This window comes from Actinomyces sp. oral taxon 897, assembly GCF_002999235.1.
Taxonomy (GTDB): Bacteria; Actinomycetota; Actinomycetes; order Actinomycetales; family Actinomycetaceae; genus Actinomyces.
On record NZ_CP027236.1, the window covers coordinates 690,563 to 715,540 of the forward strand.

Consider the following 24,978-nt stretch of genomic DNA (forward strand, 5'->3'; position numbering starts at 1 on the left):
GAGGTCTATTCGGTGGCCGGTCCGCGGTCCCAAGTGCCGGACCCTTAAGAATGGTTGACGTGCTCTCACGCTACCTAACAGCCTCTCAGGCTACGCAGGACGTCGAGCACTGTACCGGCACGCGGCGGACAGAGGAAGAACGACCATGACCACCACGCAGATCCCCCCGACGACCACCAACGACACCACCCCCGAGGAGCCCGCCCCCGGCCTGTACGGGCCACGGGGCTGGACCACCCGCACGCCCCTGTGGTACCTGCTGCGCACCTTCCCCACCCAGCCGGTCTACCAGCCCGACGGCAGCCTCCTGCCCGGCTACCTGCTGACGGACGGGGCGCCCCGGGAGGAGTACGTGACCTTCGCGGGCCTGACCTGCGAGGCCGCCCTGGACCTCCTGGAGTGGCTCCCCGCACAGGCCCTGGAGGACCGGCAGAACAACGGCCCCACCCTGCGCAGCCTCCTGCGGGCCTGCGCCGCCAGCGGGGACAGGCTCCTGCTGTGCGGCTACGGCATCGGCCCCCAGCGCAGCGACGAGCGCGTCAGCGTCGAGGCGCTGTGGCTGCGCGACGAGGACCTGGGAGGCTACCGGGTGTCCCCCGAGCACGACGCCGGCTGCCAGTGCGAGAGCCTGTGGAAGGTGGTGGCCGCCCGCTACCAGCTCGACGCCGCGGCCGTGCCCGACGAGATCCTCCGGATGGCGCCGCCCTGGGGCGGGGGTGAGAGCGGCTGGTGGTTCTGGTGGGACTGACCGCCCGGCCCGTTACCATGGCGCGCGTGATCAACGTCCAGGACCTCACCATGCGTATCGGTGCCCGCCAGCTCGTCGCCCACGCCTCCTTCCGCGTCGACAAGGGCATGCGGATCGGCCTCGTGGGGCGCAACGGGGCGGGGAAGACCACCATGACCAAGCTCCTGGCAGCCGCCTCCGTGGCCCAGGGCACCAGCCAGGCCGTGGCCGACGCCGACGACCGCCACGGCCTGGCCGCCGTCGAGCACGAGGGCACCATCACCTGCAACGGCTCGGTGGGCTACCTGCCCCAGGACACCAAGGTCGGCGACCTCACCCAGGCCGCCCGCGACCGGATCCTCTCGGCCCGCGGCATCGACGCCCTGCTGGCCCGCATCCACAAGGCCGAGGAGCGCATCTCCACCACCCAGGGGGCGGCCCAGGCCAGGGCCCTGGACCGCTACACGCGCCTGGACCACGAGTTCACCATGGCCGGCGGCTACGCGGCCGCCTCCGAGGCCGCCCGCATCGCCGCCGCCCTGGGCCTGCCCGACCGCGTGCTGGACCAGGGCGTCGGCACCCTGTCGGGGGGCCAGCGGCGGCGCGTGGAGCTGGCCCGCGTCCTGTTCCAGCGGCCCGACACCCTCCTGCTGGACGAGCCCACCAACCACCTCGACCACGACTCCGTGCTGTGGCTGCGCGACCACCTGCGCACCTACTCGGGGGGCTTCGTGGTCATTAGCCACGATGTCGAGCTGCTGCGCGACACCGTCAACCAGGTCATGTACCTGGACGCCAGCCGGGGCGCGCTGGACGTCTACCACCTGGGCTGGGACGCCTACCTCAGGCAGCGGGCCGACGACGAGCACCGCCGACGCCGCGAGCGGGTCAACGCGGAGAAGAAGGCCGCGGCCCTGCGCGCCCAGGGGGAGAAGATGCGCGCCAAGGCCACCAAGGCCGTGGCCGCCCAGCAGATGCTCAGGCGGGCCGACAGGCTCCTGTCCGGCCTGGAGGCCGAGCGGGCCGCGGAGAAGGTCGCCCGCCTGCGCTTCCCCGAGCCCGCCCCCTGCGGGAAGACCCCCCTGCGCGCGACCGGCCTGTCCAAGGCCTACGGCTCCCTGGAGGTCTTCGCCGGGGTGGACCTGGCCGTCGACCGGGGCAGCCGGGTGGTGGTCCTGGGCCTCAACGGCGCGGGCAAGACCACCCTCCTGCGGCTCCTGTCGGGTACCGAGCAGCCCGACTCGGGCCGGGTCGTGGCCGGCACCGGGCTGCGGGTCGGCTACTACGCCCAGGAGCACGAGACCATTGACACCACCCTGACCGTGGTGGAGAACCTGCGCGCCGCGGCCCCGGGCCTGGACGACACCCGGGTGCGCAGCGTGCTGGGCTCCTTCCTGTTCTCCGGGGCCGACGCCGACAAGCCCGCCCGGGTGCTCTCCGGGGGGGAGAAGACCCGCCTGGCCCTGGCCACCCTGGTGGTCTCCGGGGCCAACGTGCTCCTGCTGGACGAGCCCACCAACAACCTCGACCCCGCCAGCCGCGAGGAGATCCTGGGGGCCCTGGGCACCTACGAGGGCGCTGTCGTCCTGGTCACCCACGACGAGGGGGCCGTCGAGGCGCTCAGCCCTGACCGGGTCCTCCTGCTGCCCGACGGCGACGAGGACCTGTGGTCGGACTCCTACCTCGAGCTGGTCACCCTGGCCTGAGACGCGGCGTCGGCCACGCTGGGCCCGGGTACCGACGCCGCGGGCGACAGGACGTAGAGTGTGCGCCGGGAACACAACCCACCCCCGAGGCGTTCGAGTCCAGGGTGCCCCGCCCCGCTGCCAGCGCCGTCCCGGCGCCCCGGACATGAGGAGAACATAATGGCTGAAGCCACGACTACCGAGCCCACGACCCAGGCCCCCGGGCACGAGGTCCTCCTGACCCAGGCGGCGGCCGCCAAGGTCGCCAGCCTCCTGACCCAGGAGGGCCGTGACGACCTGCGCCTGCGGGTGGCGGTCCAGCCCGGCGGCTGCTCGGGCCTGGTCTACCAGCTCTACTTCGACGAGCGGACCCTGGACGGCGACGCCGTGCGCGCCTTCTCCACCGGGGACCCCCAGATGCCTCAGGTCGAGGTCGTCGTGGACCGCATGAGCGTGCCCTACCTCTCCGGTGCCACGATCGACTTCGCCGACACCATTGAGAAGCAGGGCTTCACCATCGACAACCCCAACGCCACCGGCACCTGCGCCTGTGGCGAGTCCTTCCACTGACCCCAGGTGCGTGAGCAGGCCACGGGGCACCCCCCGCCCGCCACGGACCGTACGACCAGAAGGAGCCCCTGTGCGCCGCACACCCCTTGCCCTGGCCTCACTCGTCCTGACCGGGGCGATCGTCCTGACCGGGTGCAGCTCCGGCCCGACGGACACCGAGGTGGAGTCCACGTCCACCCCCACCCAGGCCACCGTCCCCGTGAACAACAAGACGGACTGCTCCGACCTGACCATTGACAAGGACAACACGGCGCTGCCGAGCGTGTCCGGCGACGCCGGGCAGGAGCCGACACCGACCTGGACCGGGCAGGAGGCCCCGACCAACCTCACCGTCAAGACCCTCGCGGCCGGGGACGGCGACCCCGTGGCCCAGGACAGCTGGGTGGTGACCGACTACGTCGGCTGGCAGTGGAACAAGGACAAGCCGTTCGACTCCTCCTACAGCCGCGGGAAGGCGTCCTCCTTCAGCCTGGGCGGCGTGGTGCCGGGCTGGCGCTGCGGGCTCAACAAGCACAGGGTGGGCGACCGCCTGGAGATCTCCGTGCCGCCCGAGCTCGGCTACGGCAACGACGAGAGCGTGGGCCCCGCCGGCACGCTGGTCTTCGTCGTGGAGATCAAGGACGTGTTCACGGTCGCCGAGGTCACCGCGGGGACCAAGGACGCCACCGTGGAGGGCGAGCAGGCCCTGGCCGACCGCGGCATCACCGTCAGCGGCGCCCTGGGGGCCTCCGCCACCATTACCGTCAAGGACGGGGCCACCGAGCCGACCCAGCCCGAGGTCATCGTCCTGGCACGCGGCACCGGGGAGGCCGTTACCGCCCAGTCCACCATCATCGCCCAGCACGCGGCCACGGACTGGACCAACTCCAAGGACCAGTCCACCTGGAAGACGGGTAAGCCCGACACCATCTCCATGGCCTCATCCCCGGCCCTGGCCGGCCTGGTAGGGGTCCCGGTGGGCTCGCGGGTGGTCATCCTGCTGCCCGGCGCCAAGGTCGGTGAGCCCGCCGCCGCCTTTGTCATGGACCTGGACCGCCTGGCCTGAGCGGGTCCCCGGACGCGGCGCGGGTCCCCGGAAACCAAACCGGGGCCCGCGCCGCGTCTTGGCGCACGATTCAGCGCACGATGAGGCCGCGGCCCCTGGCCACGGCGTCGGCCAGGCGCCCGGCGACGTCCTGCCAGTTGGCGATGTTCCAGACGGCCTTGAGGTAGTCGGCCTTGACATTGAGGTAGTCCAGGTAGAAGGCGTGCTCCCACATGTCCACCATGAACAGCGGGATGGTGCCCACCGGCACGTTGCCCTGCTGGTCGAAGAGCTGGAGGACCACGAGCTTGCCAGAGACGGAGTCGTAGGCCAGCACCGCCCAGCCCGAGCCCTGGATGCCCAGGGCGGTGGCGGTGAAGTGGGCCTGGAACCGCTCGAAGGAGCCGAAGGAGTCCTTAATGGCCTCGGCCAGCTCGCCCTCGGGCCTCCCACCGCCGGCGGGGGAGAGGTTGGCCCAGAACACGCAGTGGTTGGTGTGCCCGCCCAGGTTGAAGGCCAGGTTCTTCTCCCACAGGTTGACGGCGCCCAGGTCCCCGTCGTCGCGGGCGGCGGCCAGGGCCTCCAGCGCGGCGTTGGCCCCGGCGACGTAGGCGGCGTGGTGGCGGTCGTGGTGGAGCTCCATGACGCGCCCGGAGATGTACGGCTCCAGGGCGGCGTAGTCGTAGGGGAGGTCGGGAAGCGTGTACACGGCCATGAGGATGCCTTTCGGTCTGGCATGACCCGGCCCCCGATATGGGACCGAAGTCCTGGACGGGCCTCATGCTAGACGCGGGCCGAGGCGCGCGACCACCGTCCCGGGCGCGATTACACTGTGCGCAGAACCTGTCCGTGCCCCTGCCGGAGGACCCCATGGCCAACCAGGACGCCGACCGCCTCACGATCCTCGTCTACTCCGACGACGCCCGCGTACGCCAGGAGGTCATGGAGGGCGTCGGGCGCCGCCCCGCCGCCGACCTGCCCCTGGTGGCCTGGACCCAGGCCGCCACCGCCGAGGGGGTCCGCCTGGCCCTGAGGGACCGCTCCCGGGCCGGGGACAGGCCCTTTGACCTGCTCATCCTGGACGCTGAGGCCAAGAAGCTGGGGGGCATGGGCCTGGCCCACGAGCTCTACACCGAGATGGAGCACCGCCCCCCGGTGGTCCTGCTGACCGCCCGCCCCCAGGACCGCTGGCTGGCCGCCTGGGCCAGGGCCGATGCCGTGGTGCCCCGCCCCCTGGACACCCTGGCCCTGGCCCAGGCCGTGGCCTCCGCCCTGCGCCACCCGGCGGCCGCCTAGGGCCGGGCCCCGGTGTCTTCGGGCCCGCCGACGGAGGTCACGGCCTGCGCCCATCTTCTCAGCGCCCGGCCGCGGGGCTCCTCAGGGCCCGGCCGCCCGCCAGGCGTGCGCCGCCACCAGCCCCACCCACCTGGCACGAGCCCGCCCCGCGCGGGGGAGGCCGGGACCGGCAGGATGCGGCACGGGACGAGGCTATAGACTCTGCCTCCAGGAGTTCCCGCACGCGGGGCGCCCCCGCCCGACCATGCCAGCCGCACACGCACAGGAGGCCACCGATGGGTTACCGAGGGATCAAGGCGACCGCCGGACCGGCCATCGAGATGCTCTACCAGCCCTGGATCCGGGGCGAGGAGAACATACCCGCCGAGGGCCCCGCCATCCTGGCCTCCAACCACCTGGCGGTCATTGACTCCTTCTTCCTGCCGCTCCTGGTGGACCGGGAGGTGGCCTTCATAGGCAAGTCGGACTACTTCACCGGCAAGGGCGTCAAGGGCTGGGTGGTGAAGAACTTTATGAAGACCGTGGGCACCATCCCGGTGGACCGCTCCGGGGGCAAGGCCTCCCAGGCCGCCCTGCAGGCCGGGATCGACCGCCTGCGCGCCGGGGAGCTGTTCGGCATCTACCCCGAGGGCACCCGCAGCCCCGACGGGCGCCTGTACCGGGGCAAGACGGGGGTGGCGAGGGTCGCCCTGGCCACGGGCGCCCCCGTCGTCCCCGTGGCCATGATCGGCTCCGACCTGGCCCAGCCCATTGGCCGGGCCATCCCCTCCACCCGCCACCGGGTGGGGATCGTGGTGGGTGAGCCGCTGGACTTCTCGCGCTACCAGGGCCTGGAGAACGACCGCTTCGTGCTGCGCAGCATTACCGACGAGGTCATGTACTCCCTCATGTGCCTGTCCGGGCAGGAGTACGTGGACCTCTACGCTGCGGACGTCAAGAAGGCCATGGGCGCCGAGAAGAAGAGCGCCGAGGAGGTGGTGGCCCAGATGCTGGCGGCCCAGGCCGCGGCACGCCCCGCCGCCCCCGAGGTCCACGCCCCCGGCGGCCGGCCGGCGCCGGAGGTCAGCGTCCCCGAGCCGCCCGACGCCGAGAGCGAGGACGAGGACGCGCCCGACGCCGAGGGTGCGCAGACGGACCAGCAGGACTGAGCCTTCGGGGAGGTACCCGCCCTGCGGGCCCGGTACCCGTCCCGGGCGCCCGCTCCTGGCCCCCGTCCCCGACGCTGGCGCCGGGCCCAGCCCTTCGGTCCCTGTCGGCCGGGGCACTCTCCCCTTAGACTGGCGCGCAATGAGGCCTGCGCCCCACGATCCGGCGGGGCCCGCGCCCCACGCACCCAACCCGAAAGGTCCACGATGTCAATCCGTCGCGTCGCCCTGCTCACCGCGGGCGGCTTCGCCCCCTGCCTGTCCGCCGCCGTCGGCGACCTCATCGAGCGCTACACCGAGGTCGCCCCCGAGGTCGAGATCATCGCCTACCAGTACGGCTACCACGGCCTGCTGACCGGGAACTACATTGTCATCGACGACGAGGCCCGCAAGAACGCGGGCATCCTGCGCGACTTCGGCGGCTCGCCGATCGGCAACTCCCGCGTCAAGCTCACCAACGCCAAGAACCTCGTCGAGCGCGGCCTGGTGGCCGAGGGCGTCAACCCCCTGGAGTTCGCCGCCGAGCAGCTGCGCAAGGACGGGGTGGACGTCCTGCACACCATCGGCGGGGACGACACCAACACCACCGCCGCCGACCTGGCCGCCTACCTGCACGACAACGACTACGAGCTCACCGTCGTCGGCCTGCCCAAGACCATTGACAACGACGTCGTCCCGATCCGCCAGTCCCTGGGTGCCTGGACCGCGGCCGAGCAGGGCGCCCGCTTCGCCTTCAACGTCATTGGTGAGCACCGCTCCAACCCGCGCATGCTCATTGTCCACGAGTGCATGGGCCGCAACTGCGGCTACCTCACCGCCGAGACCGCCCGCCGCTACCACGAGCTGCTGGCCACCAGGCAGTGGGTCCCCTCGCTGGGCCTGACCCGCGAGCGCTGGGACGTCCACGCCGTGTTCGTCCCCGAGGCCAAGCTCGACATCGCCGCCGAGGCCAAGCGCCTCAAGGCCATTATGGACTCCCAGGGCAACGTCAACATCTTCCTGTCCGAGGGCGCCGGCGTACCCGAGATCATCGCGGAGATGGAGGCGGCCGGCCAGGAGGTCCAGCGCGACCCCTTCGGCCACGTCAAGCTCGACACCATTAACCCCGGCCAGTGGTTCGCCAGGCAGTTCTCCGAGCTGATCGGCGCCGAGAAGGTCATGGTCCAGAAGTCCGGCTACTACTCGCGCGCCTCGGCCGCCAACGCCGAGGACCTGGCCCTCATTAAGAGGATGTGCGACCTGGCCGTCGAGTGCGCCCTGCGCGGGGAGTCCGGCGTCATCGGCCAGGACGAGGAGAACGACGACGAGCTGTGCGCCATCGCCTTCCCGCGTATCGCCGGGGGCAAGCCCTTCGACGTCACCCAGTCCTGGTTCACCGACCTCATGGCCGACCTGGGCCAGAAGGTGGAGCCCGCCAGCCCCGCCCGCTGAGGCCCGGCCCTGCCGGCCGGGTGCGGGGGAGGGCCCTGTACCCGGCCGGCACAGGGTGTCTCACCATGTGGTCGCAGGGCTGGCGCGGCCGGTGGGTGCCATATGGTGGTACACGTGATTGACCTCGCCCCGCCACCCGCCCGCCCCTGGCGGGAGCGTCCCGCCGCCCAGCAGCCCGTCTACCCCGACGCCGTCGAGCTGGCCGCGGTGGTCGCCGACCTGCGCACCCGCCCCCCGCTGGTCTTCGCCGGGGAGGTCGACGCCCTGCGTGAGCTCATGGCCGCCGCCAGCGCGGGGGAGGCGTTCGTGCTCATGGGCGGGGACTGCGCGGAGTCCTTCAGCGACAACACGGCGGACAATATCCGCCTCAAGGTCCAGACCATCCTCCAGATGGCCGCCGTCCTGACCTACGGCGCCTCCACCCCGGTGGTCAAGGTCGGGCGCATGGCCGGGCAGTACGCCAAGCCGCGCAGCGCCGACACCGAGACCCGCGGGGGGTCACCCTGCCCTCCTTCCGGGGGGACTCGGTCAACTCCCACGAGTTCAGCCCCCGGGCCCGCACCCCCGACCCCCGCCGCATGCTGGACGCCTACCTGCGGTCCGGCACCACCCTCAACCTCATCCGGGCCTTCACCATGGGCGGCTACGCCGACCTGCGGGAGGTCCACTCCTGGAACCGGGGCTTCACGGCCAACCCCGCCTACTCGCGCTTCGAGGCCTTCGCCGAGGAGATCGACCGGGCCATGCGCTTTATGGAGGCCGCGGGCGTGGACTTCGAGGCGCTGCGCCAGGTGGACTTCTACGCCGCCCACGAGGCCCTCCTGCTGGAGTACGAGGACGCCATGATCCGCCGGGACTCCCGCTCGGGGCGCCTGTACGACACCTCCGCCCACTTCCTGTGGGTGGGGGAGCGCACCCGGGACGTGGACGGCGCCCACGTGGCCATCCTCCAGGGGGTCCACAACCCGGTGGGGGTCAAGATCGGCCCGGGTACGAGCCCGGAGGACGTCTTCTCCCTCATGGACCGCCTCAACCCGCACGGCGAGCCCGGGCGCCTGAGCCTGATCACCCGTATGGGGGCCGACCGGATCCGCCACGTCCTGCCCGCCCTGGTCGAGGCCGTCCAGGCCGACGGCCGTCCGGTGACATGGATCACCGACCCTATGCACGGTAATACCGTCACCGCGGAGAACGGCTACAAGACCCGCGACTTCGAGACGGTCATGGACGAGGTCCGCGGCTTCTTCGAGGTGCACCAGGCGCTGGGGACCGTCCCCGGCGGGGTGCACGTGGAGCTCACCGGCGACGACGTCACCGAGGTGCGCGGGGGCGGGGAGCGTATTGGCACCGCCACCTTAGAGGAGCGCTACGAGACCCTGGTGGACCCGCGCCTGAACCACCAGCAGTCCCTGGAGATCGCCTTCGAGGTCGCTGAGATGCTGCGCAGCTAGGCGCCCCGCGGCGGGCTCACCACACGCTGACCTTGACCGTGGAGCCCTTCCTGACGCTGGTACCGGCCTCGGGGTCGGTGGAGCGCACGGAGTCGATCAGGCCCCCCAGGACGTTGCTGACATCGGCCTTGAGGCCCGCGGCCTCCAGGGCGGAGACCGCCTCGTCCCTGGACTTGCCGGTGACGTTGGGGACGGTGACCATCTCAGGGCCCTTGGAGAGCTTGAGGGAGACCTCCTCGCCCGCGTAGTGCCCGCCGCTGCCGGCCTCGGGGTCGGAGGAGATGACCTTGCCGGACTCCACGGTGTCGGAGTACTCCTCCGTGGTGGCCCCCACCTTCAGCCCCGCGGCGGTGAGCATGGCGGTGGCCTCCTGGAGGGTCTTGCCCTTGACCTCGGGGACCCTGGCGGGCTGGCGCCCCTTGGAGACGACGATGGCCACGGCCGAGGAGTGGTCGATCGAGGCCCCCGCGGCGGGGGAGGAGGAGGCCACCAGGCCCTCCTTGACGGTGGGGGAGTACTCCTGGGTGACGGCGCCCAGGGACAGGCCGGCGTCCTCCAGGGCCTGGGCCGCCTGGGCCTGGGTCATGTTCGTCAGGTCCGGCACGATCTTCTTCTCAATCCCCCGCGAGACGGTCGCCAACACCTCCGAGCCCACCCGGGCGCCGCTGCCGGCCCCCGGCTCGGTGGAGATGACCGCCCCCTCGGGGACCGTGTCCGAGAAGGCCTTGGTCACCGGCCCCCAGGTCAGCCTGACCGCCTGGACGGCCTCACGTGCCTGGTCCTCGGTCATGCCGGTGGTGTCCGGCACCGTCACGGTGCGCCCGGGTCCCATGGTGAAGTACCAGGTGGTGGCGCCCCCGCCCAGGAGGACGACCCCGGCGCCCACCAGCAGGGCGCGCCGGCTCAGGAACCGGGGCAGGGGGGAGAGCACCACGGTCTCGTTGCCGTCGGCCTGGGGGGCCTGGCCGCGGGGCAGCATGGTGGTGACGCCGTCGGCGGGGCCGGGTCCGATGGAGCCGATGGGCACCGAGACGGTGCGCAGGCCGGCGTGGGGGGCGGCCGCCTCCTGGGCGGTGGCCGGGGTGGCGCTGACGGCCGCGCTGGCCGCGGCGGCGTTGGCGGCCAGGACCTCCTGGGCCGCCACGGTCCCGGTCCCCCCGCCCAGGTGGACGGCGAGCTCGGCGTCGCTCAGGGAGGCGGCCACCTGACGCAGGCGGGTCAGGGCGGTGTCACCGTCCTCCAGGCGGGCCTGCGGGTCGCGGGCCGTCATCTGCGCCACCAGCCTGTCGACCTCCGCGGGCATGTCGGGCACCCGGGTGGAGGGGGCGGGGACGTCCTCGTGGACGTTCTGGAAGGCGATCTGGATGGGGGAGTCGGCGGTGAAGGGCTGGTGGCCCGTGAGCAGCTCGAAGAGGATAATGCCCACGGAGTAGACGTCGGCCCGGGGGGTGGAGCTGCCGGTGGTCATGAGCTCGGGCGCCAGGTAGGCCACCGTCCCCAGCACATTGCCGGTGGTGGTCTGGGTCACCTCCGTGACCGCGCGGGCCAGGCCGAAGTCGGCCACCTTGGCCACTGAGCCGTCGGCGGGCAGGAGCACGTTCTCGGGCTTGATGTCCCGGTGGACCAGACCGGCCCGGTGGGCCGCCGCCAGGGGCCGCAGGATCTGGGCGGTCAGCCCCAGGGCCTCCTTGACCGAGACCGGCCCGGCCTCCAGCAGGTCACGCAGGTTGGTGCCGTCCACGAACTCCATGACCAGGTAGGCGACGCCGTCGATACTGCCCTGGTCGTAGACGGCCACCACACCGGGGTTGGACAGGCGTGCCGCGGCCCGGGCCTCCCGGCGGAAGCGGGCCACGAAGTCGGGGGAGTCCGCCAGGTGGGGGTGCATGAGCTTGAGGGCCACGACCCGGTCCAGGCGCCTGTCCCTGGCCTTGTAGACCGTGGCCATGCCACCACGGGCGACGCGCTCGACAACCTCGTAGCGAGAGTCGATCAGGCGATCAAGAAGCGGATCTGCGACCACGAGCGGGATTGTACGGGGCCGCGACCCGTGGCGGAAGCGCCGCGCGGCGGGCACGCCGGGGCGCCCCCGGGGAGTCAGGCGCTGCGGCGCGTGAGCCGGTCGGCCAGGGCCTCCAGGAGCGCGGCGCTGGGGGCCTCCATGAGGGGGCGCACCGCCTCCAGGGCCTCCAGGCCGCACGCCCGGTGGGAGGCGATGAGGTCCTCGTGGGCAGCCCTGGCCCCGCAGTCCTCGATAAGGCGTGCCGCGGCCCCGGTCCCGTCCCCGGGGGAGGCCAGGACCCGGCGCAGCAGGTCGCGTCCGGCGGTGTCCGTGCGCTGCCAGGTCAGGGCCAGCAGGGCCGTGCGCTTGCCCTCACGCAGGTCCTCCCCGGCCGGCTTGCCGGTCACGGCCGGGTCGCCGAAGACCCCCAGCTCGTCGTCGCGCAGCTGGAAGGCGGTCCCCACCTCCTCGCCGAAGCGCGCCAGGCCCCCCAGGAGGGCCGCGTCCGGGTCGGTGCCCGCCAGGAGGGCGCCCAGGAGCAGGGGCTGCACGACGGAGTACCGGGCGGACTTGCGGCGTACCACCTCCAGGGCCCGTCCCAGCATCTCCTGCCCGGCCCCTGCCGGGTCCTCCTCACCGGGCAGGGGCACCACCTCGGCGCGCACGTCGAGGAATTGCCCGTAGGCGACCTCGGCGGTCATGCGGTCGAAGAGCTCCCGGGCCCGCCAGGGGCCCGCGGCCCCGCTTCCCGCCCCGTCCCGGGCGGCGGCGCAGGCGGCCCCCATCTCCAGCCCGGCCTGTGAGAGCAGCCAGTCCCCCAGGACCAGGGCCGCGCTGGTGCCGTAGGTGCCGGGCCGTCCGCGCCAGCCGCGCTGCCGGTGGGCCGTGGAGAAGGAGCGGTGCGCGGCGGGCAGGCCCCGGCGGGTGGGGGCGGCGTCAATGACGTCGTCGTGCACCAGGGCGCTGGCCTGGTAGAGCTCCAGGGCCGCGCCCAGGCGGGCCGAGGCCGCCCCGCCCATCACCTCCGGGCGCCCCGCCCGGGTGCGCAGGGTCATGCCCACGGCGGCCAGGACCGGGCGCATACGCTTGCCGCCGGAGAGGGCCTGCTGTGCCGGCCCCAGCAGGTCGGCCCCCGCCTCCCCGGGCAGCCGGGAGCGCCACCGGTCCGTGAGCTCGTGCAGGCGGCGGTCGACGGCGGCGCGTACCAGCGTGGTGACGAAGCTCAGCTCACTCATTGCCCCAGCCTAACCGGCCCCGGGCACAGGGCGTCAGAAACGGGAATAAACGCTACAATAGCGAGGTTGTCTGCTGAGTTGGTGAGGCTGGTCGCGCTGCTCCCGCACCAGCCACCGCCTGGCCTACCTGACGCGAAAGGAACTCCGTGGCTTCTTCCACCGCTACGCGCACCCGTGTGGACCACGTCAACGACCCCCAGGACGAGAAGGACACCGGCCCGGGCGGCGCTGACGGGACCGACGAGCACGACGGCGCCGAGGCCGGCGAGGGCCGCGGCGAGCACCCGGAGGAGGGCTCCCACCAGGAGCCCGACCAGGAGCCGGTCCCCGAGCCGCACGACTACTACCTCGACGTCTCCCTGGAGGCCAACGGGGACGGCACCAAGAAGCACCCCTTCAACGACCCCGCCGTCCTCAAGGGACTCAGGATCACCCCCGGCTCCACCCTCTACGTGCGTTCCCGCACCGTGGTGACGGGCCTGGAGATCTGCGGCGACGGGACCCTGGAGGCCCCCATCACCATGGCCCCCTACGGGCACGGCCCGGTGCCACGCTTTATCGTGGGGGACTCCGCCCCCATGGTGGCCCGCGAGTTCCTGACGCAGAACGGCTACATCTTCCGCGGCTGGGTCATTAAGGGCATTAAGATGCAGCCCTCCATCGCCGCCCTGACCGGTGAGCTGGAGCGCATGCGCCGCGAGGAGGCGGAGAAGGCGGCCGCCAAGCGCTCGGGCAGGCGCTCCAGGAACCAGGACAAGGACAAGGACGGCTCCTTCACCGTCTCCGACTCCGACGAGGCCGACGAGCCCGCCCAGAAGGTGGTCACCGCCGGGGCCACCGCGGACCCGGTCAAGGACTACCTCAAGCAGATCGGCAAGGTCGCCCTCCTCAACGCCCTCCAGGAGGTCGAGCTCGCCAAGCGCATCGAGGCCGGCCTGTACGCCGAGCACCTGCTGGCCACCACCGGCTCCACCCTGCAGGCCAGGAACCGCCGCGAGCTGCACTGGATCGCCCAGGACGGCCAGCGCGCCAAGAACCACCTGCTGGAGGCCAACCTGCGCCTGGTGGTCTCCCTGGCCAAGCGCTACACCGGGCGCGGCATGCTCTTCCTGGACCTCATCCAGGAGGGCAACCTGGGCCTGATCCGCGCCGTGGAGAAGTTCGACTACACCAAGGGCTACAAGTTCTCCACCTACGCTACCTGGTGGATCCGCCAGGCCATCACCCGGGCCATGGCCGACCAGGCCCGCACCATCCGCATCCCGGTGCACATGGTGGAGGTCATTAACAAGCTCGCCCGGGTCCAGCGCCAGATGCTCCAGGACCTGGGCCGCGAGCCCACCCCCGAGGAGCTGGCCGTGGAGCTGGACATGACCCCCGAGAAGGTCGTGGAGGTCCAGAAGTACGGCCGGGAGCCCATTAGCCTGCACACCCCCCTGGGCGAGGACGGGGACAGCGAGTTCGGCGACCTCATCGAGGACTCCGAGGCCGTGGTCCCGGCCGACGCGGTGAGCTTCACCCTCCTCCAGGAGCAGCTCCACGCCGTGCTGGACACCCTCTCGGAGCGTGAGGCCGGGGTGGTGTCCATGCGCTTCGGCCTGACCGACGGCCAGCCCAAGACCCTGGACGAGATCGGCAAGGTCTACGGGGTCACCCGCGAGCGCATTAGGCAGATAGAGTCCAAGACCATGTCCAAGCTGCGCCACCCCTCCCGCTCCCAGGTGCTGCGCGACTACCTGGACTAGGGCCTCCCTGCCGGCCGGTGACCGCGCGTGCACACCAGGCGGGCCCGCCGCCCGACCTGGGCCCCGGCCGGTGGCCGCGCGCCCCGGGGCGGCCGGGGGGGAGGCCTGGGGGCGTGCGCGAACTCATGGCACCGGGCACCGTGGGCTCCCGGGCCCCGTGGCAGGCTTGGTCCCAGATGGCCGGTGGGCCCAGCCTGCCCTGACGTGTAAGGAGCCCCATGGGAGTCGTTGTCGCGATTGACGGACCGAGCGGATCGGGGAAGTCGACGGTCTCCAGGCTGGTAGCGGCCCGGGCGGGCCTGGCCTACCTGGACACCGGCGCCATGTACCGCGCCGCCGCCTGGTGGTGCGAGCGCCAGGGCATCGACCTCAGTGACGCCGACGCCGTCGCCTCGGCGGTGGAGGCCATGCCGCTCCAGGTGGGCGTGGACCCCGCCGACCCCCGCGTCCACTGCGACGGCCAGGACGTGACCGCCGCCGTCCGCGAGCCCCACATCGCCGCCGTGGTCTCCACGGTGGCCACGAACCCGCGGGTGCGTCCCGAGCTGGCCCGCCTCCAGCGCGAGGTCATTGAGCGCGAGTCCACCAGCCCGGACTCCTTCTCCGGGGGCGCCGGGATCGTGGCCGAGGGCCGTGACATCACCACCGTCATCGCCCCCGGGGCCGACGTACGCCTCCTGCTCACCGCCTCGGAGCAGGCCCGCCTGGAGCGCCGCGCCAGGGACCTGGAGGCCGCGGGCAAGGCCGTGGACGCGGCCGCCCTGCGCGACCAGGTGCTGCGCCGGGACCGGGACGACGCCACCGTCTCCCAGTTCCTCACCGCCCCCAAGGGCGTCACCCTCGTGGACACCTCCGACATGACCCTGGAGGAGACGGTCGGGCACGTCCTGGACCTGGTCCGGGCCGCCCTGCCCGGCCCGTCCGGCCCCGGGGCCCGGCCCCAGGACCCCGCGGAGAGCCAGGAGGACCACCAGCGGGCCCGGGCCCTGCGCGCCGGGCTGGAGGACTACGAGCTGGACGAGGAGGACCTGGCCCTGCTCTCGGGTGACCAGGAGGGCCCCGCCGGAGACGCCCCCGAGGCGGGCCTGCCGGTCCTGGCCGTCATCGGACGCCCCAACGTGGGCAAGTCCACCCTGGTCAACCGGGTCATCGGACGCCGGGCGGCCGTGGTCCAGGACACCCCCGGCGTCACCCGGGACCGGGTCTCCTACCCGGCCGAGTGGGCCGGGCGCCGCTTCACCATCGTGGACACCGGCGGCTGGGAGGTGGACGTGGCCGGCCTGGACGCCGCCGTGGCCACCCAGGCCGAGGTCGCCGTCGACAGGGCCGACGCCGTCCTGCTCGTGGTGGACGCCCGGGTCGGCGTCACCGAGACCGACGCCCAGGTGGTCAGGATGCTGCGCCGCAGCGGCAAGCCCGTGGTCCTGGCCGCCAACAAGGTGGACTCCTCGGCCCAGGAGGGCGACGCCGCCGCCCTGTGGGGCCTGGGCCTGGGCGAGCCCTACCCGGTCTCGGCGCTCCACGGCCGCGGCAGCGGGGAGGTGCTCGACGCCGTCGTCAGCGTCCTGCCGCAGGTCTCGGCGGTCGCCGCCCCCCCGCCCGAGGGGAGGCTGCACCGCGTGGCCCTGGTCGGACGCCCCAACGTGGGCAAGTCCTCCCTCCTGAACACCATTGCCGCCCAGGACCGGGTCGTGGTCAACGAGACCGCCGGCACCACCCGCGACCCGGTGGACGAGGTCATCGAGCTCGACGGACGCCAGTGGGTGTTCGTCGACACCGCCGGCATCCGCCGCCGGGTACGCCAGGTGCGGGGCGCGGACTACTACGCCGTCCTGCGCACCCAGGGCGCCATTGAGAAGGCCGAGGTCGCCGTCGTCCTGCTGGACGCCTCCCAGCCCCTGAGCGAGCAGGACGTGCGCGTCATCCAGCAGGTCGTCGACGCCGGACGGGCCCTGGTGCTGGTCAACAACAAGTGGGACCTGGTGGACGAGGACCGCCGCACCCAGCTCGCCCGTCAGACCGACCAGGACCTGGCGCACGTGGCCTGGGCCCCCCACATCAACCTGGCCGCCCGCACCGGCTGGCACACCAACCGCCTGGCACGCGCCCTGGACGCCGCCCTTGAGGGCTGGACCACCCGCGTCCCTACCGGACGCCTCAACGCCTTCCTCGGCGAGCTCCAGTCCGCCACCCCCCACCCCCTGCGCGGCGGCAAGCAGCCGCGGATCCTCTTCGCCACCCAGGTGCAGACGGCACCACCACGGATCGTCATCTTCACCACCGGCTTCCTCGACGCCGGCTACCGCCGCTTTATCGAGCGCCGCCTGCGCGAGGACTTCGGCTTCACCGGCTCGCCCATCCAGATCTCGGTGCGCGCGCGCGAGAAGCGCCGGCGGCGGTGAGGCGGCGCCGTTGCCGCGCGGTCAGCGGTTCCCGGCGGTCACGAGGCAGCGGAGCCGGCGGAACCGGGGCCCGTGCCCTCAAGCGGGGGCGTCGTCAGGGGAGCCGGCCTCGAGGCCCTCGTCATCGGCGTCGGCCCACCGGGCACCGTGCGGCAGACCGTCCTTATCGACCCGCCCAGGTGGAAGACCCCTCGGTGGTGCCGACCTGCTGAAGGTCGCGTCCTGGAAGTCGGCGTCGTGGGTGAAGGTCGCGCGCTCGAAGTCGGCGAAGCTGGTGAAGGTCGCGTCCCAGAAGTTGGCGTCGTTGGTGAAGGTCGCGTCCCAGAAGTTGGCGTAGCGGTTGAAGGTTGCGCCCCGGAAGTTGGCGTTGGTGAAGGTCGCGCCCCGGAAGTCGGCGTAGCGGTTGAAGGTCGCGCCCCGGAAGTCGGCGTAGCGGTTGAAGGTCGCGCCCCGGAAGTCGGCGTAGCGGTTGAAGGTCGCGCGCTCGAAGTCGGCGTAGCGGTTGAAGGTCGCGCCCCGGAAGTCGGCGTAGCCGTTGAAGGTCGCGTCCCGGAAGTTGGCGAACTCGGTGAGAACGGCGTCGTGAAGGTCGATGGTGCAGTCGCACCAGAGCTGGTCGTCCTCGACCAGCTGGGTGACCGCCTCGCGGTGCTTCGTCTTCTCGCAGCGCTTGTGCAGGTGTCTGACGAGCACCTCCAGCACCGTCGACTCGACGGCGCCGTCGTGGCTCACGTAGACCTTCTCCTCGCTGGACTGCTCCGGTCCGTCCTGCTCGTTGACGATGGTCCTCCGCTCACCGCGCTGCGTTCGCAGGTACCCGCACAGGATGCTCACCACGCGCTGGCGGTACTCCCCGCGGTAGGTGTCCGCCACGTCGGCGAGGGAGTAGACCCCGGCGATCCTCACCTGTGGTGACCCGCTTCCCAGCTGCTGCACCCCGCTGAGCAGCCTCTGCTCGGCCCTGTCCTGCTCGGCATCCCTTTCGGCGCGCTCGGCGCTGGCCCGCTCGCGGTACTTGATGACGAGGTAGCCAGTGCCTCCAATGCCTCCGATGGTGGTCAGGGACACCTTGACGAGGTCGAGCGAACCCGCCCCCGCGCTGGCGCCGCGCCAGTTCGTCAGCCACCGCTGCCAGGACCAGAGCGGGCCCTCACCCCACAGCCACCCCAGGACGGTGAACACGACCAGGGCGAGCACCACCCATACGAGGATGACGCCGAACAGGGGCCACGTACCGAACCGGCGTGTCACGGCGCGCAGGAACCCGCGGCGGGGCCTCCTCGTACCGGTCGTCTCAGACATCTGGGCTTCCTCTCACTGCTCCGCCCTGGAGTCGTCGGACAACCCGGCCAGGGCGGCGCGCACGGCGTCGGCCGTGGTGAGGGCGGGCTCGGCGGGGGCCATGGGGCTCCTTGCGGGTCGCGGCCGCGCGGGCGCGGCACGGGGCTGACCCCGTAGACTGTAGCCGTCGCCGGCCCGGTCGCCCCGGCGGGCGGCGGATTTCGGGTGCAGCGGAGCGCCGGGACAGTCGAGGAGGACGGTGCGATGAAGGTCGTGATCGGCGAAGACGGGCCGGGCCCCGCGGTGCAGGCCTACCTGGACGGCCTGAGCCGCTCCGAGCTGCACGAGCTGGTGCTCACGCTGGCCGAGTGCTCCGAGACGGTGCGCCGCACCCTGGAGGCCGTCGCGGAGCTGGCCGGGGAGCGCCGGGGCGGGGCGGGCGAGGACCCGGTCCGCCGGGCCGCCGCCCTGCTGTCCGCGCCCAAGGGCTACGAGGACTACGAATCCTACGACTTCGAGTACGGGGAGTACGCGGACAACGGTTACGCCACCGACATCCTCGACTTCCTCGACGAGCTGGAGGCCCTGATCGACGACGGCGGGGCCGACGCCGCCGCCCCGCCGCTGCACATGATCATTGTGCGCCTGCGCCCGGACCTGTACGAGGGCCTGGGTGACACCGGCGGGCTCATGGAGCGGGCCAGCGACCGGGCCGCGGAGCTGTACGCGCGCGCCTGCCGCGAGGGCCGGCCCGACGTCGGCGCGCTGGCGGCCTGGCTGGCGCAGTTCCGGCTGGAGGGCCTGAGCTGCCCGGAGCTGGCCCTGACCGATTTCCTCCCGGCGCTGGGGGAGGAGGGGCTCGCCGTCTACCGGGGGGCCGTCGAGGCCGCGCCGCCGAGTCGGCAGAGGTTCGTGCTCGAGGTGGAGCTGGCCGACGCGGACGGGGACGTCGACCGGGCCGTGGGGCTCCTGGCCGAGGAGAACACCGGCCCCTGGTACGCCTCGATCGTCGAGCGGCTGCTGGCGGCGGGGCGGCGGGACGAGGCGATGGCCTGGCTCGACCGCGCCGTCGCCGCCGAGAGCGTGGGGAGGAGTTTCTGGGACCGGCCGGAGGAGACGGACATCGTCAGAAGGCGCCTGGACGCGCCGCGGGCGATCGACCTGTACATCGGGGCCGGACGGCCCGACGACGCCGTGGAGCTGGCGCACCGGCTGTTCCGGGAGAACCCCGGCGCGGACGCCTACGACCTGCTCCTGGACACCGCGGAGCGCCTGGGCCGCCGGGACCGGGAGCGCGAGGCGGCGCTGGCGTGGATCGACGGGCGCAACTGGCGCGACGCGGACATCCCCATCGCCCTGGCGCTGCACGAGGGCGACGTCGAGCGCGCCTGGCGGGCCGCCGACCGGTGGGGCGCCGACGACGCCTGGCAAAAGCTGGCCGACGCCGCGCCCCAGCCCCGGCCCGCGGACGCGATGCGCCTGTACGAGGAGGCGGTGACGCGGACGCTGGGGCGGCGCTCCGGCAGGGAGACGTCGCAGAGGATCGCGCAGTTCGCCGTGCGGCTGCGCGATATCGCCGCGGCGGCCGACGAGGCGGCCGCGGCCGAGACCGCCGCCGACGCGGGCGCGGGCCCGGCGGATGAGGGCGGGGGCGCCGTCGGGACCGCCGGGGCGGGGCGGCGGGTCGGCGCGCACACGAGGCGCTTCCGGGTCTGGCTGGACAACCTGCGCGACAGCTGCCGGCACCGCCCCACCGTGCACGATGAGCTGAGGCGGGCGGGGCTGTAGGGCCGGGGCCGCCGGCCCTCCCCGCGCAGCGCCATGATTCCCCCGCCCCGCGGGGCCGGAGCGCCCCTCGCCGGGACCTTCCCCGTTTAGACTGGGCGTCATGATCAAGCCCATTGACGCCACCACCACACCCGCCTGGTCCGCTCTCACCGCTCTCCACGAGTCCCTGGACCCCGATCTGCGAGCCTGGTTCGCCGAGGATCCCGGCCGCGCCGAGCGCTTCTCCTACGAGCTGGGGGACCTGTTCGTCGATCTGTCCAAGAACCTGCTGACCGATGACGTTCGCGACGCCCTGGCCGAGCTCGCCGAGCAGGTGGACGTCCCGGGCCGTCGTGACGCCATGTACGCCGGTGAGCACATCAACATCACCGAGGACCGCGCCGTCCTGCACACGGCCCTGCGCCGCCCGGCCACTGACTCCTTGAGCGTGGACGGCCAGGACGTCGTCGCCGACGTCCACGAGGTCCTGGAGAAGATCTACGCCTTCGCCCGCCGCGTGCGCTCGGGGCAGTGGACCGGCATCACCGGTAAGCCCATCAAGACGGTGGTCAACATCGGCATCGGCGGGTCCGACCTGGGCCCCGTCATGGTCTACGAGGCCCTCAAGCCCTACGTGCAGAAGGGCCTTCAGTGCCGCTTCATCTCCAACATCGACCCCGCCGACTGCGCCGAGAAGGTGGCGGACCTCGACCCGGAGACGACCCTGTTCATCATCGCCTCCAAGACCTTCACCACCCTGGAGACCCTCACCAACGCCCGCATGGCCCGCGACTGGTTCCTCGGCGCGCTCGAGGCGCGGGGCATCGACGCCGAGGGCGCCATCGCCAAGCACTTCGTGGCCGTGTCCACCGCCCTGGACAAGGTCGAGGCCTTCGGCATCGACCCGGCCAACACCTTCGGCTTCTGGAACTGGGTGGGCGGGCGCTACTCGGTGGACTCCGCCGTCGGCACGGTTCTGGCCGTGGCCATCGGTCCGGAGAACTTCGCCGACTTCCTCTCCGGCTTCCACACCGTCGACGAGCACTTCGCCACCAGGGCCCCGGCCGAGAACGTCCCCATGCTCATGGGCCTGCTCAACGTCTGGTACGTCAACTTCTTCAAGGCAGACTCCCACGCCATCCTGCCCTACGCCCAGTACCTGCACCGTTTCGCCGCCTACCTCCAGCAGCTCACCATGGAGTCCAACGGCAAGTCCGTGCGCTGGGACGGCAGCCCCGTGACCACTGAGACCGGCGAGGTCTTCTGGGGCGAGCCGGGCACCAACGGCCAGCACGCCTTCTACCAGCTCATCCACCAGGGCACTCAGCTCATCCCCGCGGACTTCATCGCCGTGGCCACCCCCGCTCACCCCACCAAGGACGGGGGAGTGGACGTCCACGAGCTGTTCCTGTCCAACTACCTGGCCCAGACGGCGGCGCTGGCCTTCGGCAAGACCGAGGAGGAGGTGCGCGCGGAGGGCACGGCCGAGGAGATCGTGCCCGCCCGCGTCTTCCCCGGCAACCGGCCGACGACGTCGATCCTGGCCCCGGCGCTCACGCCGAGCGTGGTGGGCCAGCTCATCGCCCTGTACGAGCACATCACCTTCACGCAGGGCATCGTGTGGGGCATCGACTCCTTCGACCAGTGGGGCGTGGAGCTGGGCAAGAAGCTCGCCCTGCAGATCGCCCCCGCCGTCCAGGGCGACGCCGATGCCCTGGGGGCCCAGGACGCTTCCACCCAGGGCCTGATCACCCGCTACCGGGCGCTGCGCTACGGCGCCTGACCACCACCGAGCCTGAAAAGGAGGAGCCCGTGAAGGAGATCAGTACCGAGGAGCTGCGCGACCGCCTGGAGAAGGGGGACCTGGTGGTCCTCGACGTGCGCGAGCCCCACGAGGTCGCCCAGGCGGCCATCAAGGGCTCGGTGAGCATCCCCCTGGGACAGGTCGTGGAGCGCCGCGACGAGCTCGACGCCACCAGGCCCACGGCCGTGGTCTGCGCGGCAGGCGTACGCTCAGCACGCGCCATTGAGGCGCTGACCGCCGCCGGGTACCCCGGTGAGCTCCTCAACGTCAGCGGCGGCATGCGGGCCTGGCTCGCCAACGCCTGAACCCGTTCGGGGCCTGCCCCGGGGCAGGCCCCGAACCGCCCGCGACGACGCCGTCGGACAGGAGGTGTGGGAGGTGTCACCGCGAGTCGATTTCTGGTCCGGGCGGATCGTGGTCTAAGGTTCTTCTCGTCCCGGGCGGGCTGCCACAAGCGGCTGCGCAGGGCACGGGCTGTGGCGCAGTTTGGTAGCGCACTTGACTGGGGGTCAAGGGGTCGTGGGTTCAAATCCCGCCAGCCCGACCAAGTGTTCGACACTCAAACCCACGTCCTGAGAGACCTCAGGCGTGGGTTTTTGGGTTGAACACGGCTTGTTCTGGGCGGTTTTTGGTGGTTTGAGGCAGCTCTGCCGGTTCGGAGGCTGCATGTCGGGTCTGGTGTTTGCGACCTCGTGACCCCCTGATGCCTGCGAGGTCTGCTCGCTGTCTGTCGGGCTCCCGCTCCATCCCAGGATGCTATCGAAGGGTGGTATGCAGGTGGCGGTAGCGGTGAGCTGTCTGGTGTCGTCGTGGGGGACGAGGTAGACGTGTTCGAAGAGTAGTTGGTTGAGCATGCGGCGGATGTGGTTGGGCGCGTGGTGGTAGGCGCTGGCCATGTGCTGGGCGATGTCCAGTGCCTGGACAACTAGTTTTTCTTTATCTTCTAGGTCTTATTCTAAGGTTTGGATACGATGGTTAGCAGTGGTTAGGCTGTGGGTGATACGTTGTTGTTCCTTGCGTAGCAACTCTACGGGGATGGCGTTCTCGTAGTGGGCCTGGAGGAGCTTGTGCTGCTGGTGCTTTAGCTTCTGCCGGGTGGCGGTGATCTGGGCCAGCTGCTGCTGGGTGTCCACCACCAGCTGGCCCAGCTGGTGGTGGAGTGCCTGTTCCAGCTCCTCGCGCCGGGTGGGCCGCAGGTGGATGCGTTGGTAGAGGTGTTCGACCTCGTCCTCTACGGTCTCGGTCTGGGTGGCGCGGAAGGTGCAGTCCGGCTGTTTCCTGGAGTGGCGGCCCAGGCAGACGAAGTACTGGTAGGTGGTCTTCTTGGGTCTGGCGGTGGTGATGATCAGGCGGGAGTGGCAGATGCCGCAGTAGACGGTGGACTTCAGGTAGTGCGGGTGGCGGATGGTGCGCTCGCCGTTGACCTTGCCGGCCAGGATGGCCTGGACCCGCTGGAAGGTCTGCTGGTCCACCAGCGCCTGGTGGGTGCCGGGGTAGAGGCAGTCGTGGTAGACGACCTGGCCGGTGTAGAAGGGGTTGGACAGGATGCGGTGGAGGGACTGGATCGAGATCGGACGCTCCGGCAGGCGAGCCGTGGCCGGGACGGTCAGCCCTCGGCTATTCAGCTCGGCAGCCAGAGACTTGAGCGTGTAGTCGCCGGTGGCGTAGGCGGTGAACGCCCGGGTGATGAGCTCGGCCCGGTCCGGGTCGATGGTGGCGACGTGGGCCTCGCGGCCGTTACTGGTCGTGGTGGTGTTGCGGTATCCCAGGGGCGCCTTGCCGATGCAGCCGCCGTTGCGTGCCTTCTCGCTCATGCCTTTCTTGACCTCGCTCGACAGGTTGTTCGAGTAGAACTCCGAGATGCTGGCCATGATGCCGTGCAGCAGCATGCCGCCGGGGGTCTGGTCGATGTTCTCGGACGTGGAGATCAGGCGGGTGCCGAGCTCGTGGAACCGCTGGTTGAGGACGACGTCGTCGGCGCGGTTGCGGGTCAGGCGGTCGAGCTTGTGGACGATGACGTAGTCGATGGTCTCACCGCTGGCGATGGCCTCCTCCAGGTAGCGCAGCATGGCCTGCAGGGCCGGGCGGCGGGTGGAGGTGCCCGAGGCTCCGCGCTCGACGAACTCCTTGACGATGGTCGCGCCGATGGTCTTGGCCTTGCGTTTGTTGGCCGCTCGCTGGGCGGGGATGGAGAAGCCCTCTTCGTGGCCGCCGCGCTGGGCCTGCTCGCGGGTGGACACCCGCAGGTAGGACACGGCTCGCTTGGGGGTGAGTTCCTGGGCCAGGAGCGCCATGGCGTTCTGGCTAGTAAATGGTATTGTAGATGCGTTCATGTTTCCATTAACGCTCTTTTTGTGCGAGGTGTCCAGCGCTTTATATGATTCTCCTGTGGGAGATCTGTCGGGTGTTTCTCTCGGGTTTCGTAGGTCTGAAGAGTTGGTGTTATTGGTGGCGCGCTGTGTCATGAGGGATCCTCCTCTGCCTGGTCGGTGGTTGGTGGTCCACTTGTGATGATCTCCGGCAGCTGTTGCTGGGTGGTGACAGCGAACAGGTGGGGGTTCAGATCGGACTCGGCATCCAGGTATCGCTGGAGCTGGCGCTGGCGCCTGTCGTGGGGGACGATCCACAGGGTGACCGGGAAGACGCCGCCCGCCTGCTGCTCGATACCGGTGGCGTAGTAGGCCTGGTAGCGGTGGCAGGTGGTGATGACGCGGGCTGGGTTCTCGGTGTCTCGGTCGACCTCGATGAAGTAGTGGTCCTGGTAGCCGGGGCTGGTGACCACGGCGTGCAGGTCGGGTCGCAGGGTCAGGTGCTGGCCGGCCGTGCCCAGGTGGGGGCGCCAGCAGTCCGGCTCGGTGGTGATGGTGGCGGTGGTGCCGGGCAGCTGGCGGACGGTCTCGTCGATAATGGTGCGGGTCTCGGTGACGGCCAGCAGATGGGCCAGGAAGCTGGTCGAGACGGCCTGGTTGCGCTGGCGTGTGGCCCGGCCGGTCAGGGTGCGTGCCCCGTGGGTGGTCAGGGCCCAGATGCCGGCGGTGGAGCCGCCCCGCCAGCCGCCGACGCGGCGTTCCAGGCACGTCACCAGGTGCTGCTCCAGCAGCTGGTTGAGGTGACGCAGGGTCTGACGGGTAGCCGAGCGCAGGCTGGTGTAGGCGTCAGCGGTCAGTCGGGCCAGCTGGGTGGTGGTGGCGAACCTGTGCGCCTGCAGCAGCCCCAGCAGGCGCGGGTAGATCGGGTGGTCGAGAGTGGTGGGTCGGTTCAGGGACTGGTTCATGAGGGGCTCCTTTCCTTGCTATCCGGGTATCTGGTTGCCACCGGGTGGGTCGGTGCGCCTGTCCGTACGGGAGGCGTCCGGCTCGGCGGGGTCAGTCACCGTCCTCTACGGCGGCGGTCTCGGTGGTGTACGGGGGTTC

At 71.5% G+C, this 24,978-nt stretch carries 18 protein-coding genes, 1 tRNA gene and 1 pseudogene; 14 read left to right on the forward strand and 6 right to left on the reverse strand.

The features are described from left to right. Positions 1-145: 145 nt before the first annotated feature. The 4 genes from C3V41_RS02815 (at position 146) to C3V41_RS02830 (ending at position 4,027) form a co-directional block, all read left to right on the forward strand. Complete coding sequence (locus C3V41_RS02815) at positions 146-748, forward strand: hypothetical protein (RefSeq protein ID WP_246742084.1); 603 nt, start codon at positions 146-148, stop codon at positions 746-748. Between the two features lie 26 nt (positions 749-774). Then, positions 775-2,433 (forward strand): ABC-F family ATP-binding cassette domain-containing protein, encoded by a 1,659-nt coding sequence (locus C3V41_RS02820; protein WP_174714746.1) that lies wholly within the window; start codon positions 775-777, stop codon positions 2,431-2,433. Positions 2,434-2,592: 159 nt separating this feature from the next. Continuing rightward, positions 2,593-2,982: a HesB/IscA family protein gene (locus C3V41_RS02825; RefSeq protein ID WP_106109017.1), complete on the forward strand. Its 390-nt coding sequence runs from the start codon at positions 2,593-2,595 to the stop codon at positions 2,980-2,982. A 70-nt stretch (positions 2,983-3,052) separates the two neighbouring features. Then, a complete protein-coding gene (locus C3V41_RS02830) occupies positions 3,053-4,027 on the forward strand; it encodes an FKBP-type peptidyl-prolyl cis-trans isomerase (RefSeq protein WP_106109018.1) in 975 nt (324 codons plus the stop codon). Positions 4,028-4,097: 70 nt separating this feature from the next. On the opposite strand, the gene C3V41_RS02835 is transcribed toward C3V41_RS02830, so the two are convergent. Continuing rightward, positions 4,098-4,721, reverse strand: a complete 624-nt coding sequence (locus C3V41_RS02835; RefSeq protein WP_106109019.1) for a superoxide dismutase — start codon at positions 4,719-4,721, stop codon at positions 4,098-4,100. Positions 4,722-4,876: 155 nt separating this feature from the next. On the opposite strand from C3V41_RS02835, the gene C3V41_RS02840 reads away from it, so the two are divergent. The 4 genes and pseudogenes from C3V41_RS02840 to C3V41_RS02855 all read left to right on the forward strand — a co-directional run bounded on the left by C3V41_RS02840 (position 4,877) and on the right by C3V41_RS02855 (position 9,329). Continuing rightward, a complete protein-coding gene (locus C3V41_RS02840) occupies positions 4,877-5,302 on the forward strand; it encodes a hypothetical protein (RefSeq protein ID WP_106110619.1) in 426 nt (141 codons plus the stop codon). 275 nt (positions 5,303-5,577) lie between these two features. Then, positions 5,578-6,450: a lysophospholipid acyltransferase family protein gene (locus tag C3V41_RS02845; RefSeq protein WP_106109020.1), complete on the forward strand. Its 873-nt coding sequence runs from the start codon at positions 5,578-5,580 to the stop codon at positions 6,448-6,450. A 204-nt stretch (positions 6,451-6,654) separates the two neighbouring features. Continuing rightward, positions 6,655-7,878, forward strand: a complete 1,224-nt coding sequence (locus C3V41_RS02850) for a pyrophosphate--fructose-6-phosphate 1-phosphotransferase (protein ID WP_106109021.1) — start codon at positions 6,655-6,657, stop codon at positions 7,876-7,878. A gap of 102 nt (positions 7,879-7,980) precedes the next feature. Further along, a pseudogene (locus C3V41_RS02855) lies at positions 7,981-9,329 on the forward strand (class II 3-deoxy-7-phosphoheptulonate synthase). Positions 9,330-9,345: 16 nt separating this feature from the next. Here the strand turns inward: C3V41_RS02855 and pknB are convergent. Both pknB and C3V41_RS02865 read right to left on the reverse strand, forming a co-directional pair. Beyond that, positions 9,346-11,352, reverse strand: coding sequence for a Stk1 family PASTA domain-containing Ser/Thr kinase (gene pknB / locus C3V41_RS02860; protein WP_106109022.1), 2,007 nt, complete (start codon positions 11,350-11,352; stop codon positions 9,346-9,348). A 74-nt stretch (positions 11,353-11,426) separates the two neighbouring features. Beyond that, positions 11,427-12,566, reverse strand: a complete 1,140-nt coding sequence (locus C3V41_RS02865; protein WP_106109023.1) for a polyprenyl synthetase family protein — start codon at positions 12,564-12,566, stop codon at positions 11,427-11,429. Between the two features lie 146 nt (positions 12,567-12,712). Here C3V41_RS02865 and C3V41_RS02870 point away from each other — a divergent pair, with 146 nt between their 5' ends. Beyond that, complete coding sequence (locus C3V41_RS02870; RefSeq protein WP_106109024.1) at positions 12,713-14,311, forward strand: RNA polymerase sigma factor; 1,599 nt, start codon at positions 12,713-12,715, stop codon at positions 14,309-14,311. A 218-nt stretch (positions 14,312-14,529) separates the two neighbouring features. Continuing rightward, complete coding sequence (gene der / locus C3V41_RS02875) at positions 14,530-16,713, forward strand: bifunctional cytidylate kinase/GTPase Der (protein ID WP_106109025.1); 2,184 nt, start codon at positions 14,530-14,532, stop codon at positions 16,711-16,713. Positions 16,714-16,791: 78 nt separating this feature from the next. On the opposite strand, the gene C3V41_RS02880 is transcribed toward der, so the two are convergent. Continuing rightward, complete coding sequence (locus C3V41_RS02880; RefSeq protein WP_106109026.1) at positions 16,792-18,015, reverse strand: pentapeptide repeat-containing protein; 1,224 nt, start codon at positions 18,013-18,015, stop codon at positions 16,792-16,794. A 243-nt stretch (positions 18,016-18,258) separates the two neighbouring features. Between C3V41_RS02880 and C3V41_RS02885 the strand changes: the two genes are divergently transcribed. From C3V41_RS02885 to C3V41_RS02900, 4 genes are all read left to right on the forward strand, one after another. After that, on the forward strand, positions 18,259-19,782 hold the full coding sequence (locus tag C3V41_RS02885; RefSeq protein ID WP_106109027.1) for a hypothetical protein: 1,524 nt from the start codon (positions 18,259-18,261) through the stop codon (positions 19,780-19,782). Positions 19,783-19,882: 100 nt separating this feature from the next. After that, positions 19,883-21,544, forward strand: coding sequence for a glucose-6-phosphate isomerase (gene pgi, locus C3V41_RS02890; RefSeq protein WP_106109028.1), 1,662 nt, complete (start codon positions 19,883-19,885; stop codon positions 21,542-21,544). A gap of 29 nt (positions 21,545-21,573) precedes the next feature. Then, entirely contained in the window at positions 21,574-21,870 is a 297-nt protein-coding gene (locus tag C3V41_RS02895) for a rhodanese-like domain-containing protein (protein ID WP_106109029.1), read from the forward strand. Positions 21,871-22,035: 165 nt separating this feature from the next. Further along, a tRNA-Pro gene (locus C3V41_RS02900) sits at positions 22,036-22,112 on the forward strand. A gap of 403 nt (positions 22,113-22,515) precedes the next feature. On the opposite strand, the gene C3V41_RS02905 is transcribed toward C3V41_RS02900, so the two are convergent. Both C3V41_RS02905 and C3V41_RS02910 read right to left on the reverse strand, forming a co-directional pair. Next, positions 22,516-23,898: a recombinase family protein gene (locus tag C3V41_RS02905; RefSeq protein ID WP_165271566.1), complete on the reverse strand. Its 1,383-nt coding sequence runs from the start codon at positions 23,896-23,898 to the stop codon at positions 22,516-22,518. Positions 23,899-24,026: 128 nt separating this feature from the next. Continuing rightward, entirely contained in the window at positions 24,027-24,839 is an 813-nt protein-coding gene (locus tag C3V41_RS02910; protein ID WP_106109031.1) for a replication-relaxation family protein, read from the reverse strand. Between the last annotated feature and the right edge of the window lie 139 nt (positions 24,840-24,978).